Genomic DNA, 14,267 nt, shown 5'->3' with positions numbered 1-14,267 from the left:
CATTGGATCACGCGTTCGGGTCGGCTCGTCCCTCCACCAGCCCGGTGATGCCGTCGAGCAGCGCGCGCAGCCCGAAGGAGAAGAGCGCGTCCAGGTCGAGGTCGTACGCGCCGTTCGGGAAGCCGGTGAGCGTGCGGGAGACGGCCGGGAAGCGCCCCGAGGAGACGACCTCGCGCAACGCCTCGCCCTGCCGGTCCATCCACTCCTCGTCGGTCAGGCCGGTCGCGGCCCGCGCCTGCACCTCGCGCTCCAGGTTGACGGCCAGGCCCTGTACGTGGCTGTAGATCAGCAGGTGGATGTCGAACCTGGTCTCGGTGTCGAGGCCGTGGCCTTCGAGGGCGCCGAGCAGCCAGTCGCCGTGCGCCATCAGGTTCGGCAGGACGAGAGGCCGGCCGAGCGGGCCGATGTGGGCGACCCACGGGTGGCGGCGGCACACCTGCCACAGGGTGTGGGCGCCCAGCTCCAGGCGGGCGCGCCAGCCCTCGGGCGGTACGGCGGGGTAGGCCGGCGCCTCGCCGTAGACGGTGTCGGCCATCAGCGCGACGAGGTCGTCCTTGCTGCCGACGTGGCGGTACGGGGACATCGCCGCCACCCCGAGGCGGGCGGCGATCGAGCGCATGGAGAGGGCGGCGAGCCCCTCGGCGTCGGCGATCTCGATGGCGGTACGCACGATGCGCTCCCGCGTGAGCTCGCGCTCGGGCGAGGGCGCGGGTGGCTTCGACAGCGCAGGGGTCGCCGTGTCCCGCGGGGCGGCGACGACCGTGCCGACGCGGGGCCGGGCCTCCACGTGACCCTCCAGCCGCAGGGTGGTGAGGGCCTTCGTGGCGGTGGCGAGGGCGACGCCCCACTCCTGGGCGATACGGCGGGTCGACGGCACCCGGTCGCCCGGGGCGAGCTCCCCGCTCGCGATCCGGCGGCGTATGTCGGCCGCGATGCGCTGGTAGGGGGGCGGGTCGGTGGCCTCGGCCATGCGCGGGTTCCCTTCGGCTTTTTTCCACTGCGCGTACGCCTGTACTAGGGCAGACGCTACCAGCGACGACACCGCCCGGATATCCCTCTGCCCTAGTACAGAGCACCGAAAACGCCTGTTGGCAGGCGTGCGCGTACGTCGTACATTCAGTGGCGTACACCGTACGAAGGGGGAACCACATGAAGACCGTCCTCATCTCCGGCGGCGGCATCGCGGGCGCCGCACTCGCGCTCCTGCTGCGCCGCCGCGGCTTCGCGCCGGTGGTCGTCGAGCGGGCGCCGGGCGTGCGCGCGGGCGGCCAGGCCGTCGACGTCCGGGGCGTCGCCCTGGAGGTCATGGACCGGATGGGCCTGCTGACGGAGGCGCGGCGCATGCGCACCCGGATGCGCGGCATGTCGATGCTCGACGCCGACGGCACGGAGGTCGAGCGGACGACGGAGTACGCGCTCAGCAGCGGGCGGCTCGACGGCGACGACATCGAGATCCTGCGCGAGGACCTCGTACGACTGCTCCACACGCACACACAGGGGGAAGTGGAGTACGTCTTCGGCGACAGCATCGTCTCGCTGGAGGAGCACGAGGCCGGAGTCCGGGTGGGCTTCGCGCACGGCCCGGCGCGGGACGTCGACGTCGTCGTCGGCGCCGACGGCCAGCACTCGGCGGTCCGGCGCCTCGCCTTCGGCCCCGCCGAGGACTACACCCACCACCTCGGCAGCTACCTCTCGGTCTTCAGCGCCGAGAACTTCCTGGACCTGGACAACTGGCAGGTCTGGCTGCGCGACGGCGACGCGGGCTTCGGCATCATGCCGGTCCGCGACAACAAGGAGCTGCGGATCGCCTTCGGTTTCGAGTCCGCGCCGCTGGACGGCGACCACCGGGACACGGAGTGGCTGCGGCGGCTCGTGGTCGACCGCCTCTCCGCCCTGCGCTGGGAGTCCGACCGGCTGACGAAGGCCGCGCTGGAGGCGCCCGACTTCTACTGCGACGCCCTGGCCCAGATCCGGATGGACCGCTGGTCACGCGGCCGGACGGTCCTCCTCGGCGACGCCGGTTACTGCGCCTCGCCGTTCTCCGGGCAGGGCACGAGCCTCGCGCTGGTCGGCGCGTACATCCTCGCCGACGCGCTGGCCGGGCAGGCGGCGGGCGAGGACCACCGCACCGCCTTCGCCCGCTACGAGTCGGCCATGCGGCCCTTCGTCGCGGCGAACCAGGCCCTCGCCACCGAGAACCCGGGTGGCCCGGCGTCCGAGGAGTCGATGACCCGGGCCAAGAACGCGATCACACTGCCCGACGCACCCCGCTGACCGCGTCCTTGGCCGGCGTACCGAACGCCGACACGCCCTGGTAGTACGTCCAGGCCATCGTGTGGCACGAGACGCGTACGGCATCGCCGGCGTACCGGGCGCACACGCGCTTCATGTCCTCGTGGAACGCCGTGTCGAGCCGCGCCTTGTTCGCCTCGAACTGCCCGGCCGCCTTGTAGTTGCGGTACCCGAAGTCGTGCCGCGCGCAGGAGTACTGGAAGGGGAAGCCGAGGGGGTTGTCGGGCGCGCCGGAGCAGTAGTCCGTGGACCAGTCGAAGGCGTAGGAGCTCCACGCGGCCTGGTTCTGGCGCGCCGCCCACCAGGTGTTGTAGCTGGCGGCGCTGGGCTGGGTCCAGGCGCTCAGCAGCTGCGGCTTGTCGGCGGGCACGGCCGGTACGGCGACGGCGTAGGCGGGCGAGGCGAGGGCGAGCAGGGCGGACGCGAGCGGCAGGGCGAGACGGCGACGGCGCATACGGGGTCTCCGGAGGGGCGCGAGCGATCACGGGCGCCCATAGCCTCCGCTCGCGGCCCGCCGGGGGCCGTCAGCGACGCGCGTGCCGAAGAGTGAACCTGGAGGTGGAGGAGGGATGTCCATGCGTACGGGCGACGACGAGCGCGTCCTGGCCGTGCCGCCGACGGCCCGGACGGCCGTGGCCTGGCTCCCGCCGCCGGAGCTGTGGCCGCCGATCCAGCACATCCGGCGCGAGCACGACCGCCAGTTCCACCGCTGGCCGCCGCACGTGAACGTCCTCTTCGGCTTCGTACCGGAGACCGACTTCGAGCGGGCCGCCCCGCTGCTGGCGGCGACCGCCTCGGAGGTGCCGCCCTTCCCGGCCCGGCTGGAAGGCGTGCGCTGGTTCCGTCACCGGCACGACGCCACCGTCTGGCTGGACCCGGCGGCGGACGGCGACGAGCCCTGGACGCGGCTGTACGACGCGCTGGAGCTCCGCTTCCCCCTCTGCTCGGGGCGCCACGAACGCTTCACCCCGCACCTCTCCCTCGGCCGCAGCCGCGTCCCGCACGAGCTCGCGGCCCACTGCGCCGCCCTGCTCGGCACCCTGACGGCCCGGGTCTCCGAGCTGACGCTCCTCTCCCGCCGCGCCGACGGCCCGATGCGGGCGCGGGCGACGGTGGCGCTGGGGGCGGGAGAGCTGCGGTGGTCGGCCGAGTAGGCCGTGCCCTCACCAGCGCTCGTACGCCGTGACAGGCCGTACCCCCACGCCCGAGCGGACGGCGATGACGAACCACCAGCTCGCTGGTGATGACGTGCCAGTTGCCATGCGGATCCCCACCCCTTGCGACAGTCGTCGAACGCCCCGAGGGTAGGGGACCCGTGATCAGCGCGCTGTCGTGTCCGCGATGAATCCGGCCCACGCGCCGGGCGTGAGGGCGAGGCGGGGGCCGTCGGGGTCCTTGGAGTCGCGGACGTGGACGATGCCGGGGGCGGTGGCGACCTCGACGCAGTCGTTGCCGTTGCTGGTGTCGCTGTAGCTGCTCTTGAACCAGACGAGCGTGTCAGGTTCCCCGGCGGAGGTCTTGCGGATCATGTCTCTCCCAGCACTTCCTCGATGAGGGCCAGCGACTCCCCTGGCGTGAGAGCCTGAGCCCGGATGATGCCATAGCGCAGCTCAAGGACCCGAAGTCGTTTTGGATCCGAGATGGGACGGCCTCCGTACTCGTCGTCGGTACGCCCGACCGCAGAGCCGTCGCCGAACTTGAGCACCTGGATCCGTCCGCCCGTTCCTGGGTGGTCCCAGCGGCCGGTCGGCATCACTTGAATGTCAACGTTCCGCATGTGTCCCACCTCCAACAAGCGTTCGAGCTGTTGGCGCTGCACCATTGTCCCTCCGACTGGGCGGCGCAGGGTCACCTCTTCCAGGACAAAGCTGAGTTCGGGCGCCGGTGACCGCTCGAAGATGGATTGCCGGACCATGCGAGCTCCGAGCATCCGTTCCAACTCGTCGACAGAGTAGGCAGGCCGCCGCGTACCCAGCAGCGCACGAGCATGCGCCTCCGTCTGCAGCAGGCCATGCAAGGCATGACTGCCGTACGAGACGAGTTCAACCGCCCGCGCCTCCATCCGCGCCAGGTCCCTCACCTTCTTCGGGTAACGCGCCTCCGCCACGTCCTTCTTCATCGCCGAGATCCGCCCACCCGCCCGCAGCACCTCGTCCGCCTTGTCCAGGTACTCGGGCCTCGGGATCCGCTTCCCCGCCTCCACCTTGTAGACGAGGTCCTCGCCGTACCCGATGGCGAGGCCGAACTCCCCGGCCCGCATGCCCGCCGCCTCGCGCCAGAGTTTCAGCTGGCGTCCCACCGTCGCGACGACCGCCGCGCCGGACTCGTCGTCCGGGTCGACCTCCCAACCCGGCTCGTCCGCCTCGCTCTTGCTGCCGTTCTCTTCCAGGCTCATGCGCGCCGACCTCCGACGTACCTCCCTGCCCGTACGCCTCTCCGGACAGGCCGGACAGCACCGGACGCTCCGGACAGTCACCGTACGCATGCATAACGTGACTGGCGCGGGCCCGTCCGCCGCCGCCAGGCTTTGTGACGTGAACCACAAAACCACTGAACTGGCCCCGGCCACCCGCCACTTCAGCATTCAGCTGTCCCCCACCCCACGCGGCGCCCGCCTCGCGCGCCTGTTGGCCACCGAGCGGCTGCACGCGTGGGACCTGCCGTACGGGGTGGCCGAAACGGCCGCGCAGGTCGTCGCCGAGCTGGCCGCGAACGCCGTCACCCACGGCAAGGTGCCGGGCCGGGACTTCCTCCTGGAACTGCGGACGACGGACGGCGACAAGGCCCTCCGCATCGAGGTGACGGACACGCGCGGGGACCGGCTTCCGTGCCGGAGCGAGACGGGGTACGGCCTGGTGCTCGTGGAGGCGTTCGCGGGCCGCTGGGGGGTGACGGAGGGGCCGGTTCCGCGCAAGACGGTGTGGGCGGAGATCGGGCTCGTACCGGGTCCCGGGAACCCTGGCTCCGGGGCGTCGGGAGCTCTTACCAATCCAAAGAACCCATGAGAAAGAACCCCCACCAAACCCCACCCCTCCCTCCCGCGAGGCGGCCTCACTCACGCGAGTGAATATGCCAAGTGGACTGGCATAACGGGCGGTTGGGTGTCTTACGCTCACGGCGACACACAACCCCAGACATGCGACGGCCCCCGCCGGGACAGGCAATCCCGGGCGAGGGCCTGACCACCGAGGAAGAAAGCCGCTTCCTGATGGACACCAAGCACCTTAGCGCGCGCTCACGCGCCCAGCGCGGGAACGTCCGCACCCGTACGCACCACTCGCGAGGCGGCGTCATTCACGACAACAACCGGGAGCACGCCCGGTACACGGTCATCGGCAACCATCTCGCCCAGCACAGGGAGTTGTCCCTGACGGCGATCGGGCTCTCGGCGCACATCCAGTCGCTGCCCACGGGCGCCCCGGTGGACATCAGGACCCTGGCAGCCCGCTTCCCGGAGGGCAGGGAGCGGATCGCGGCGGCGCTGCGGGAGCTGGAGCAGCGCGGGTACATCCGGCGGGAACGTGAGCGCACGCCCGAGGGGCAGATCATCACCCGGACGATCTCCTGCAACATGCCTGCCGCCGCGCGGCGCGAGGCCGCTCTGCAGGACCCTTCGGCGCCGCCTCCGGAGCCGATGTCCGAGCCGCAGACCCTGACCCTGCCTCGCCCCCGCCGCGAGCCGAGGCCCCTCTCCGTACCGCAGCCGGGCCACTCGAACGCGGAACTGCTGCGGCAGGCCCTCGACCTGCTGGCCGGGCTGCGCCACCACGACCCTCGTCTGCTGCTGTCGGAGCGGGACGCGGAGGTCCTGGCCCCAGGGGTCGTCGCGTGGCTGGAGCGGGAGGTCGGCCCCGAGCTCGTACGCGCCGCCCTGACCGCGTGCCTGCCGACCGGGCCACTGCACCGCCCGGCGGCCCTGCTCGCGCACCGGCTGACGACCCAGCTCCCGCCGCCCCCGACGTTCCGCGCCGCCCGTCCGCCGCGCCCTCATCCGCTCCAGTGCTGCGACGGCTGCGGACGGGGCTTCCGTGCCCCGGAACCGGGCACGTGCCGCGACTGCCGGGCCACCGCATCCACGTAAAGGGGCAGCCGCACGGACCGGCCGCCGGGCGGCCGGTCCTGTGGGGTCGGAGGCTCAGACCGTGCCGGACTTGGCGATGGTGACCTTCGCCTTCGGCGCGCCGGACTGGGAGCCGAGGGCCTCGATCTTCTTGACCAGGTCCATGCCCTCGACGACCTCGCCGAAGACGACGTGCTTGCCGTCGAGCCAGTCGGTGACGATCGTCGTGATGAAGAACTGCGAGCCGTTGGTGTTGCGGCCGGCGTTGGCCATGCTCAGCAGGCCCGGGCGGGTGTGCTTGAGCTGGAAGTTCTCGTCGGCGAACTTCTCGCCGTAGATCGACTTGCCGCCGGTGCCGTTACCGGCGGTGAAGTCGCCGCCCTGGAGCATGAAGTTCGGGATGATGCGGTGGAAGCTGGAGCCCTCGTAGCCGAAGCCGTGCTGGCCGGTGGCGAGCTCGCGGAAGTTGCGGGCCGTCTTCGGCACGACGTCGTCGTACAGCTTGAAGACGATCCGGCCGGCCGCCTCGCCGTTGATCTCGATGTCGAAGAAGACGTTGCTCTTGTCGCTGTTGTCAGTCATGGGAATCACCCTAGGTGACGTCTCCGGCGATCGCCGAACGGACCGACCGGATCAGCGCCTGGGCGCGTGGGTCGGCCGTGACGCCCTTGCGCATGCCGTTCGTGACGTAGCCGAGGGCGATGCCCGACGCCGGGTCGGCGAAGCCGAGGGAGCCGCCGCGGCCGGGGTGGCCGAAGGAGCCGGGCGACAGCAGCGGCGAGGCGGGGCCGTGCAGCATGTAGCCGAGGCCGAAGCGGGTGTTCACGACGAGGACGTGGTCCGGGCCCACGGCCTCCTCCGTTCGGGCCATGGCGAGGGTCGCCGGGGCGAAGAGGCGGTGGCCGTCGACGGGGCCGAGCGTGGCGGCGTAGAAGCGGGCCAGGGCGCGGGCGGTGGAGATGCCCGCCGAGGCGGGGAGTTCGGCGGCGCGGTACGTGGGGTCGTTCTCGTCGGGGGCCGGGGCGATCGCCCCGAAGGCGCGGCGGGTGAGCGAGGCGGGGTCGGCGTAGGCGTCGGCGACCGACCGCTTGGGCCGCAGTTTGAGCGCTCCACCGCCCTGGACGGGCTCCTCGACCGGGCCGACGCGGCCGACGCGGTGCGCCTCGTCGGCGGGGAGGCCGATCCACAGGTCCAGGCCCAGGGGCCGGGCTATCTCCTCGGCGACCCAGCGGCCGATGGTGCGGCCGGTGACCCGCTGGACGAGGGCGGCGAGCAGCCAGCCGTACGTCTGGGCGTGGTAGCCGTGGGCGGTGCCCGGCTCCCACGCGGGTGCCTGCGCGGCGACGGCGGCCGCTGCGGTGTCCGGGTCGGCGGCTTCGGCGAAGGTCAGCGGCCGGTCGACGGCCGGGACGCCCGCCTGGTGCGCCAGCAGGTGCCTGACCAGGGCCCGCTCCTTGCCCGCCGCCTTGAACTCCGGCCAGTACGTGCCGACCGGCGCGTCCAGGTCCAGCTGTCCGCGCTGGTGCAGCAGCAGCGGTACGGCGGCGGCCACGCCCTTGGTCGCGGAGCGGACGATCTGCGCGGTGTCCACGGCCCAGGGGGCGGCGCCGTCCACGTCTTTGGTGCCTGCCCACAGGTCGACGACCTTGCGGCCGTCGCGGTAGACGGCGACGGCCGCGCCGCGTTCGCCACGCTGTTCGAAATTGCGTACGAAAGCGTCCCTGACCGGCTCGAAACCCGCCTGCACTGTGCCCTGGACGTCCACGCCCACCCCTTTCGCTCGCACCCATGGTGCAACGGACTAGCGGGGTGCCGGATTCCGGGTGGGGGTGGCGGGGGTGGCGGTGGGGTCGAAGCCGAACGGGAGCTCCAGGCGGTGGCGCCGCATGAGCTCCTCGTCGCAGAGCAGGTCCCGGGTCGGGGCGTCCGCCGCGATGACGCCCTCGCTGAGGATGACCGAGCGGGGGCACAGCTCCAGGGCGTACGGCAGGTCGTGCGTGACCATCAGCACGGTGACGTCCAAGGAGCGCAGGATGTCGGCGAGTTCGCGCCGGGAGGCCGGGTCCAGGTTGGACGACGGCTCGTCGAGGACGAGGATCTCCGGCTCCATGGCGAGGACGGTCGCGACGGCGACGCGCCGCCGCTGCCCGAAGGACAGGTGGTGCGGGGGCCGGTCGGCGAAGCCCTCCATGCCGACCCGGCCGAGGGCCTTCATGACGACGGCCTCCAGCTCGGGGCCGCGCAGCCCGGCGGCCGCCGGGCCGAAGGCGACGTCCTCGCGGACGGTCGGCATGAAGAGCTGGTCGTCCGGGTCCTGGAAGACGATGCCGACCTTGCGGCGGATCTCGGCGAGGTTCGCCTTCTCGACAGGCAGCCCGGCCACCGTCACCGTGCCGACGCCGCCGCCGAGGATGCCGTTGAGGTGCAGGACCAGGGTGGTCTTCCCGGCGCCGTTGGGGCCGAGCAGCGCGACGCGCTCGCCGCGCTCGACGGTCAGGTCCACGCCGAAGAGCGCCTGGTGGCCGTCGGGGTAGGCGTACGCGAGGCCGCGCACCTGAAGCGACGGGACGAAACCGAGACTCATAGCGTCCATCCCAGCAGACAGACGGCCAGGGCCGTGAGCGGAAGGGCCGCGGCCGCAGACCACTGCGCCCGGGAGGCGGTCACCTGGTCGATGACGGGCATGGTGCCCGCGTAGCCGCGGCTGACCATCGCCAGGTGGACGCGTTCGCCGCGCTCGTACGAGCGGATGAAGAGGGCACCGGCGGACTTCGCGAGCACGCCCCAGTGGCGTACGCCCCTGGCCTCGAAGCCGCGCGAGCGGCGCGCGACGGACATGCGCCGCATCTCGTCGGTGATGACGTCGCCGTATCGGATCATGAAGGAGGCGATCTGTACGAGCAGCGGGGGCAGCTTCAGCCGCTGGAGGCCCAGCAGCAGGGCGCGCAGCTCGGTGGTGGCGGCGAGGAGGACGGACGCGGCGACGCCGAGGGTGCCCTTGGCGAGGACGTTGAAGGCGTCCCAGAGGCCGGGTACGGAGACGGAGACGCCGAGCAGCTCCGTCTGGTGCCCGGGCACCACGAACGGCATCAGGAACGCGAAGGCCACGAACGGCACCTCGATCACCAGGCGCCGCAGCACGAAGCCCGCCGGGACGCGGGCGGCGGCCGCGACCGCGCCGAGCAGCACCGCGTACAGGCCGAAGGCCCACACCGCCTCGCGAGGCGTGGAGACCACGACCACGACGAAGCAGAAGACCGCGGCGAGCTTGCAGTGCGGCGGCAGCCGGTGCACGGGCGAGTGCCCGTGCCGGTAGAGCTTGTGCGCGTGGCCCGCGCCCACGTCAGACGGTTTCCCGCGCGGCGGTGGTCGCCTCGGAGGCGCTGCGGCGGCGCCGTACGGCCCAGAACACGCCTGTGCCGACGGCGACCGTCGCGCCCACGCCGATGGTGCCCGCCAGCCCCCCGGACAGGCGGGCGTTCGTGACGCCGCTGACGCCGTAGTCGGCGAGCGGCGAATCCTTGGCGGCGTGGTCCTCGACCTTTTGGTCGATGCCCTGGTCGGCGGCGACCTTCTCCAGGCCGTCGGGGCTGGCGGAGGCGTAGAAGGACACGACTCCGGCGAGCGCGAGGGCGGTGACCAGGCCGGTGGCCCACACCTTCTTGGTGGAGCGGGGCGCGGCGGCGGCCGGGACCGCGGCCGGGGCGGCGTCGACGAGCTCCCCGCCCACGCGCAGCTTGAGCGGCGCGGACAGCCCCCGGGCGCCGTACACCAGGTCGGGGCGTACGGCGATGACGGCGCCGACGGTCGCGGTGGTGATCGCGGCCTCACCGATGCCGATCAGGGTGTGGACGCCGACCATGGCGGCGAAGACCTTGGCGACCGGGACGTCGGTGGTGCCGCCGACGGCGTAGATCAGCGTGAAGGCGGCGGCCGCGGCCGGCACGGAGACGAGCGCGGCGACGAAGGAGGCGACGGTCACGGAGCGGCGGGTGCGCGGCAGGACCCGGACGAGGCCGCGGAAGAGGACGTACGCGGTGAGGACGGTGACGGCGCCCATGACGGTGATGTTGACGCCGAGCGCGGTCAGGCCGCCGTCCGCGAAGAGGATGCCCTGCATCAGCAGGACGACGGCGATGACGAGTACGCCGGTGTAGGGGCCGACGAGTATCGCGGCGAGCGCGCCGCCGAGCAGGTGTCCGCTGGTGCCGGCGGCGACGGGGAAGTTCAGCATCTGCACGGCGAAGACGAAGGCCGCGACGAGCCCGGCGAGCGGCGCCGTCCTGTCGTCCAGCTCTTTACGGGCCCCGCGCAGGCTGACGGCGACCGCGCCCGCGGCGGCGAGGCCCGCGGCCGCGGAGACGGGCGCGTTGATGAAACCGTCGGGGACATGCATGGCGGGGACCGCTTTCGGACAGGGTGGGGGCCCGGTGTGGACCGTTCGATGATGGGGCTTCTTGCGAACAAGTTGCAAGAGCGTACCCGTCACAGAAACGAGCCGGGGCGCACGCGCTAGACAAATAGGACATAAGGTATAGGTCTGGCGAGTGTGAGGAGTCGCACGATGGTCTCCGCCGAGGAAACCCCTCTTGAGGGGAACACGGTCCCCATGGTCGAAATCCATGCCAAGGGGTTGATCGTCGACGACGGCCCCCTCTCGCGCCCCGTTCCGGTCGCCCTGCGCTGCGATCCCTCCGACGCCGAGGGCGACGGGTCCGCGACCGTCCGCCTCGTCTTCCCCGAAGGCACCACCTGGACCTTCCCCCGCGCCGTACTGGAACGGGGCCTGCGCGCCCCCGCCCGCCACGGCGACATCGGAGTCTGGCCCTGCGGGCGGGTGCAGACCGTGGTGGAGCTGCACACCTCCGGCGACGTCGCGATGGTGCAGTTCGACTCCTCGGCACTGCTGCGCTTCCTGCGGCGCACGTACGCCATCACCGCGTCGCACGTGACACGGTGACGGCGTAGTCCCCTCGGGGCTCAGGCGCGGACGAGCTCCCGCTCCCCCTCCTCCGGCGCGGCCGCGAGCTCCTTGCGCAGGCCCTCGCCCTCCACGTCGACGTTCGGCAGGAGCCGGTCGAGCCAGCGCGGCAGCCACCAGGCGGCGCGGCCGAGCAGGGCCAGGACGGCCGGGACGATCGCCATGCGCACGATGAACGCGTCGAAGAAGACGGCGACGGCGAGGCCGAAGCCGATCATCTTCACCATCTGCTCGCTGGAGCCGATGAAGCCGGCGAAGACCGCGATCATGATCACCGCGGCGGCGGTGACCACCCGGGCACCGTGCCGGAAGCCGGTCACGACGGCCTGGCCGGGCCGCTCGCCGTGCACGTACGCCTCACGCATCCGGGTCACGAGGAAGACCTCGTAGTCCATGGCGAGGCCGAAGACGACGCCCACCATGAAGATCGGCATCATGCTCATGATCGGGCCGGTCTGCTCGACGCCGAAGAGCGAGCCGAGCCAGCCCCACTGGAAGACCGCCACGACCGCGCCGAGCGCGGCGACGACCGACAGCAGGAAGCCGAGGGCCGCCTTCAGCGGCACCAGCACCGAGCGGAAGACCACCATCAGGAGCAGGAAGGCGAGGCCGACGACCAGCGCCAGGTAGGGCAACAGCGCGTCGTTCATCTTCTGCGAGAAGTCGATGTTCATCGCGGTGGCGCCGGTGACCAGGACGTCGTCGCCGGTCGTGTCCCGGAGGGAGCGGACCAGCTCCTCGGTCTCCGTGGAGGAGGGGCGGTCCTTCGGGACGACGGTGATGATCGCGGTGTCGCCCGCCTTGTTCGGGGTGGCGGGGGTGACGGCCGCGACGCCGTCCAGGCCCTGGATGGTCTTGGCCGTACGGTCGGCCGCGGCCTTGTCGCCGTCGACCACGACCATGAGCGGCCCGTTGAAGCCGGGGCCGAAACCGTCCGAGAGCAGGTCGTACGCGCGGCGCTGGCTGGTGGAGGTGGGCTGCGAGCCGTCGTCGGGCAGGCCCATCTCCAGCGAGGCGGCGGGCAGCGCGACCGCGCCGAGGCCGACGACACCGACCAGCAGCACGACGAGCGGGCGGCGCAGGACGAAGCGGGCCCAGCGGGTGCCCAGGTTGGGCTTGTCGTCGTCCGACGCCGGAACCGGGTTCTTGCGGGCCTTGCGGCCGTGGACGCGCTTGCCGACGTACCCGAGCAGCGCCGGGATGAAGGTGAGCGCGATGAGGACGGCGATCAGGACCGTGCCCGCGGCGGCGAAGCCCATCTTCGTCAGCATCGGGATGTTGACGACGGCCAGGCCGACCAGCGCGATGACGACGGTGAGGCCCGCGAAGACGACCGCGGAGCCGGCGGTGCCGACGGCCCGCCCGGCCGCCTCCTCGCGGTCACGGCCCTCGGCGAGCTCGGCGCGGTAGCGGGAGACGATGAAGAGCGCGTAGTCGATGCCGACCGCGAGGCCGATCATCATCGCGAGCGTGGAGGTGGTGGAGCCCAGGTCGAGGACGCTCGCCAGGGCCGTGATCGCCGAGACGCCGATGCCGACGCCGACGAGCGCGGTGAGCAGCGGCAGTCCGGCCGCGACCAGGGAGCCGAAGGTGATGACGAGGACGATCCCGGCGACGATGACGCCGATGATCTCGCCCGAGCCGGTCTCGGGCACGGTCTGCAGCGCGTCACCGCCGATCTCGACGGTGAGCCCGCCCTGCCGCGCCTCGGCGCCGGTCTCCTTGAGCGCCTCGCGCGTCGCGTCGGTCAGCTCCATGCCGTTGACCTTGTACGACACCTGGATGTAGGTCGTCGTGCCGTCGCGCGAGACGGCCTGGACGGCGTACGGGTCGGTCACCGAGGCGACCTGGTCGGAGCCGGTGCGCAGCTCGCCGACCGCCTTGTCGACGACGGCCTTGCGCGCGGGGTCGGTCATCTTCGCGCCGTCCGGCGCCTTGAAGACGACGCGGGCGGTGGCGCCGTCGGCGCCCGCGCCCGGGAAGCGCTGTTCGAGGAGGTCGAAGGCCTTCTGGGCCTCCGTGCCGGGTATGGAGAACGAGCTCGACGTCGCGGCGGGCGCGGAGGCCGCGCCGACGCCGGCGAGCGCCAGCAGCGCGACCCAGAGGAGGGTCACGACATGGCGGCGCCGGAAGGCGAGCCGGCCGAGTCGGTAGAGGAACGTGGCCACGGGGGCGACTCCCGGAGGGTGTGGATCGGACAGGGTCGTGGGGAGACGGCCCGACAGCGTGAGCGGTACGTGTCAGGTGGTGCGTGTTGCGTGTTGCGTGTTGCGTGGGACTGCGCGTCAGACGCCGAGGGCGGGGAGCACCACGGCGTCGACGTACGCCCTCAGGAACGCCTGGTCCACCGGCCGGTCGTCGACCAGGGGACGGGCGATGAAGGCGCCGATCAGCATGTGGGGGACGAGCTTCAGCGCCGGGTTGTCCACGGCGACCTCGCCGCGCTCGACCGCGCGCCGCAGGACTCCGTCGAGGCCGGTCATCTCGGGTTCGATGAGCAGCTCGCGCAGCGCCCGCAGCAGTTCGGGGTTGTCGTGGACGGCGTGGGCGAGGCCCCGCATGAGCGCGGAGTCCTGCTCCAGCCGGCAGTCGTCGGAACGCGACAGGATCTCGTGGAAGTCGCCCCGCAGCGAGCCGGTGTCAATCTCGTCGAGGCGGACCGGCTTGTTGTTGCGCAGGGCGCGGGCGACCAGCTGGGGCTTGCTCCCCCACTGGCGGTAGAGGGTGGCCTTGCTGGAGTGGGTGCGGGCGGCGACGGCGTCCATGGTGAGGGCGTCGTAGCCGACTTCGCGGAGCAGGGCGAGCACGGCTTCGTACAGCTCGGACTCGCGTTCCGGGGTGAGCCTGGTACGGGCCATGTCCGCCGGCCTTCCATCGAGACGAAACGGTTTCGTACACCTGGACGGTACACGCGGGCGCGTGCGAAACGAAACC

The 14,267-nt window shown here is 72.1% G+C and carries 16 protein-coding genes; 5 read left to right on the top strand and 11 right to left on the bottom strand.

The genetic code is table 11. The features are described 5' to 3' along the window. Nucleotides 1-7 precede the first annotated feature (7 nt). A complete protein-coding gene (locus ABZX67_RS03660; protein WP_355353886.1) occupies nucleotides 8-970 on the bottom strand; it encodes a GntR family transcriptional regulator in 963 nt (320 codons plus the stop codon). Nucleotides 971-1,149: 179 nt separating this feature from the next. Here ABZX67_RS03660 and ABZX67_RS03655 point away from each other — a divergent pair, with 179 nt between their 5' ends. Next, entirely contained in the window at nucleotides 1,150-2,274 is a 1,125-nt protein-coding gene (locus ABZX67_RS03655) for an FAD-dependent monooxygenase (RefSeq protein ID WP_355353883.1), read from the top strand. Here the strand turns inward: ABZX67_RS03655 and ABZX67_RS03650 are convergent. Continuing rightward, nucleotides 2,249-2,746, bottom strand: a complete 498-nt coding sequence (locus ABZX67_RS03650) for a phospholipase (protein WP_355353880.1) — start codon at nucleotides 2,744-2,746, stop codon at nucleotides 2,249-2,251. The genes ABZX67_RS03655 and ABZX67_RS03650 overlap by 26 nt on opposite strands. Before the next feature lie 115 nt (nucleotides 2,747-2,861). Here ABZX67_RS03650 and ABZX67_RS03645 point away from each other — a divergent pair, with 115 nt between their 5' ends. Next, nucleotides 2,862-3,446 carry a 2'-5' RNA ligase family protein gene (locus tag ABZX67_RS03645; RefSeq protein WP_355353878.1) on the top strand — a complete coding sequence of 195 codons (585 nt, stop codon included), beginning with the start codon at nucleotides 2,862-2,864 and terminating at the stop codon, nucleotides 3,444-3,446. A gap of 165 nt (nucleotides 3,447-3,611) precedes the next feature. Here ABZX67_RS03645 and ABZX67_RS03640 read toward each other — a convergent pair whose 3' ends face one another. Further along, on the bottom strand, nucleotides 3,612-3,821 hold the full coding sequence (locus ABZX67_RS03640; protein WP_355353875.1) for a DUF397 domain-containing protein: 210 nt from the start codon (nucleotides 3,819-3,821) through the stop codon (nucleotides 3,612-3,614). Continuing rightward, nucleotides 3,818-4,687, bottom strand: a complete 870-nt coding sequence (locus ABZX67_RS03635) for a helix-turn-helix transcriptional regulator (RefSeq protein ID WP_355353872.1) — start codon at nucleotides 4,685-4,687, stop codon at nucleotides 3,818-3,820. Before ABZX67_RS03635 ends, ABZX67_RS03640 begins: the two co-directional genes overlap by 4 nt. Nucleotides 4,688-4,826: 139 nt before the next feature. On the opposite strand from ABZX67_RS03635, the gene ABZX67_RS03630 reads away from it, so the two are divergent. Next, a complete protein-coding gene (locus tag ABZX67_RS03630) occupies nucleotides 4,827-5,297 on the top strand; it encodes an ATP-binding protein (protein ID WP_355353869.1) in 471 nt (156 codons plus the stop codon). A 203-nt stretch (nucleotides 5,298-5,500) separates the two neighbouring features. After that, complete coding sequence (locus ABZX67_RS03625; protein WP_355354120.1) at nucleotides 5,501-6,373, top strand: helix-turn-helix domain-containing protein; 873 nt, start codon at nucleotides 5,501-5,503, stop codon at nucleotides 6,371-6,373. Nucleotides 6,374-6,427: 54 nt separating this feature from the next. Here the strand turns inward: ABZX67_RS03625 and ABZX67_RS03620 are convergent, their stop codons facing one another. From ABZX67_RS03620 to ABZX67_RS03600, 5 genes are read right to left on the bottom strand one after another with little or no spacing between them, the layout of a single operon-like run. After that, complete coding sequence (locus ABZX67_RS03620) at nucleotides 6,428-6,934, bottom strand: peptidylprolyl isomerase (RefSeq protein WP_355353866.1); 507 nt, start codon at nucleotides 6,932-6,934, stop codon at nucleotides 6,428-6,430. A gap of 10 nt (nucleotides 6,935-6,944) precedes the next feature. Continuing rightward, entirely contained in the window at nucleotides 6,945-8,117 is a 1,173-nt protein-coding gene (locus tag ABZX67_RS03615) for a serine hydrolase domain-containing protein (RefSeq protein ID WP_355353863.1), read from the bottom strand. A gap of 36 nt (nucleotides 8,118-8,153) precedes the next feature. Further along, nucleotides 8,154-8,936, bottom strand: coding sequence for an ABC transporter ATP-binding protein (locus ABZX67_RS03610; protein WP_355353860.1), 783 nt, complete (start codon nucleotides 8,934-8,936; stop codon nucleotides 8,154-8,156). Continuing rightward, nucleotides 8,933-9,694, bottom strand: coding sequence for a cobalt ECF transporter T component CbiQ (cbiQ, locus tag ABZX67_RS03605; protein ID WP_355353857.1), 762 nt, complete (start codon nucleotides 9,692-9,694; stop codon nucleotides 8,933-8,935). The genes ABZX67_RS03610 and cbiQ overlap by 4 nt, the downstream gene beginning before the upstream one ends. Nucleotide 9,695: 1 nt before the next feature. Further along, nucleotides 9,696-10,748 carry an energy-coupling factor ABC transporter permease gene (locus ABZX67_RS03600; protein ID WP_355353854.1) on the bottom strand — a complete coding sequence of 351 codons (1,053 nt, stop codon included), beginning with the start codon at nucleotides 10,746-10,748 and terminating at the stop codon, nucleotides 9,696-9,698. Nucleotides 10,749-10,961: 213 nt separating this feature from the next. Here ABZX67_RS03600 and ABZX67_RS03595 point away from each other — a divergent pair, with 213 nt between their 5' ends. Then, entirely contained in the window at nucleotides 10,962-11,312 is a 351-nt protein-coding gene (locus ABZX67_RS03595) for an SsgA family sporulation/cell division regulator (RefSeq protein ID WP_355353851.1), read from the top strand. Between the two features lie 20 nt (nucleotides 11,313-11,332). Here the strand turns inward: ABZX67_RS03595 and ABZX67_RS03590 are convergent, their stop codons facing one another. Together ABZX67_RS03590 and ABZX67_RS03585 are read right to left on the bottom strand one after the other, a co-directional pair. Further along, complete coding sequence (locus ABZX67_RS03590; protein WP_355353848.1) at nucleotides 11,333-13,501, bottom strand: MMPL family transporter; 2,169 nt, start codon at nucleotides 13,499-13,501, stop codon at nucleotides 11,333-11,335. 117 nt (nucleotides 13,502-13,618) lie between these two features. Then, nucleotides 13,619-14,191: a TetR/AcrR family transcriptional regulator gene (locus ABZX67_RS03585; RefSeq protein ID WP_355353845.1), complete on the bottom strand. Its 573-nt coding sequence runs from the start codon at nucleotides 14,189-14,191 to the stop codon at nucleotides 13,619-13,621. Nucleotides 14,192-14,267 lie beyond the last annotated feature (76 nt).

This window comes from Streptomyces sp. NPDC003036, from assembly GCF_040611175.1.
In the GTDB taxonomy this organism is placed as follows: domain Bacteria; phylum Actinomycetota; class Actinomycetes; order Streptomycetales; family Streptomycetaceae; genus Streptomyces.
The sequence above is the reverse complement of the archived record's forward strand: the minus strand, read 5'-3'. Positions and strand labels throughout refer to the sequence as shown.

Excerpts from the sequence above, each read along its gene's own strand:
- ABZX67_RS03645 (WP_355353878.1), top strand. The coding sequence starts at position 2,862 with ATGTCCATGCGTACGGGCGACGACGAGCGCGTCCTGGCCGTGCCGCCG.
- ABZX67_RS03635 (WP_355353872.1), bottom strand. The coding sequence starts at position 4,687 with ATGAGCCTGGAAGAGAACGGCAGCAAGAGCGAGGCGGACGAGCCGGGT.
- ABZX67_RS03620 (WP_355353866.1), bottom strand. The coding sequence starts at position 6,934 with ATGACTGACAACAGCGACAAGAGCAACGTCTTCTTCGACATCGAGATC.
- ABZX67_RS03640 (WP_355353875.1), bottom strand. The coding sequence starts at position 3,821 with ATGATCCGCAAGACCTCCGCCGGGGAACCTGACACGCTCGTCTGGTTC.
- ABZX67_RS03610 (WP_355353860.1), bottom strand. The coding sequence starts at position 8,936 with ATGAGTCTCGGTTTCGTCCCGTCGCTTCAGGTGCGCGGCCTCGCGTAC.
- ABZX67_RS03660 (WP_355353886.1), bottom strand. The coding sequence starts at position 970 with ATGGCCGAGGCCACCGACCCGCCCCCCTACCAGCGCATCGCGGCCGAC.
- ABZX67_RS03595 (WP_355353851.1), top strand. The coding sequence starts at position 10,962 with ATGGTCGAAATCCATGCCAAGGGGTTGATCGTCGACGACGGCCCCCTC.
- ABZX67_RS03585 (WP_355353845.1), bottom strand. The coding sequence starts at position 14,191 with ATGGCCCGTACCAGGCTCACCCCGGAACGCGAGTCCGAGCTGTACGAA.
- ABZX67_RS03650 (WP_355353880.1), bottom strand. The coding sequence starts at position 2,746 with ATGCGCCGTCGCCGTCTCGCCCTGCCGCTCGCGTCCGCCCTGCTCGCC.
- ABZX67_RS03600 (WP_355353854.1), bottom strand. The coding sequence starts at position 10,748 with ATGCATGTCCCCGACGGTTTCATCAACGCGCCCGTCTCCGCGGCCGCG.
- ABZX67_RS03655 (WP_355353883.1), top strand. The coding sequence starts at position 1,150 with ATGAAGACCGTCCTCATCTCCGGCGGCGGCATCGCGGGCGCCGCACTC.
- ABZX67_RS03625 (WP_355354120.1), top strand. The coding sequence starts at position 5,501 with ATGGACACCAAGCACCTTAGCGCGCGCTCACGCGCCCAGCGCGGGAAC.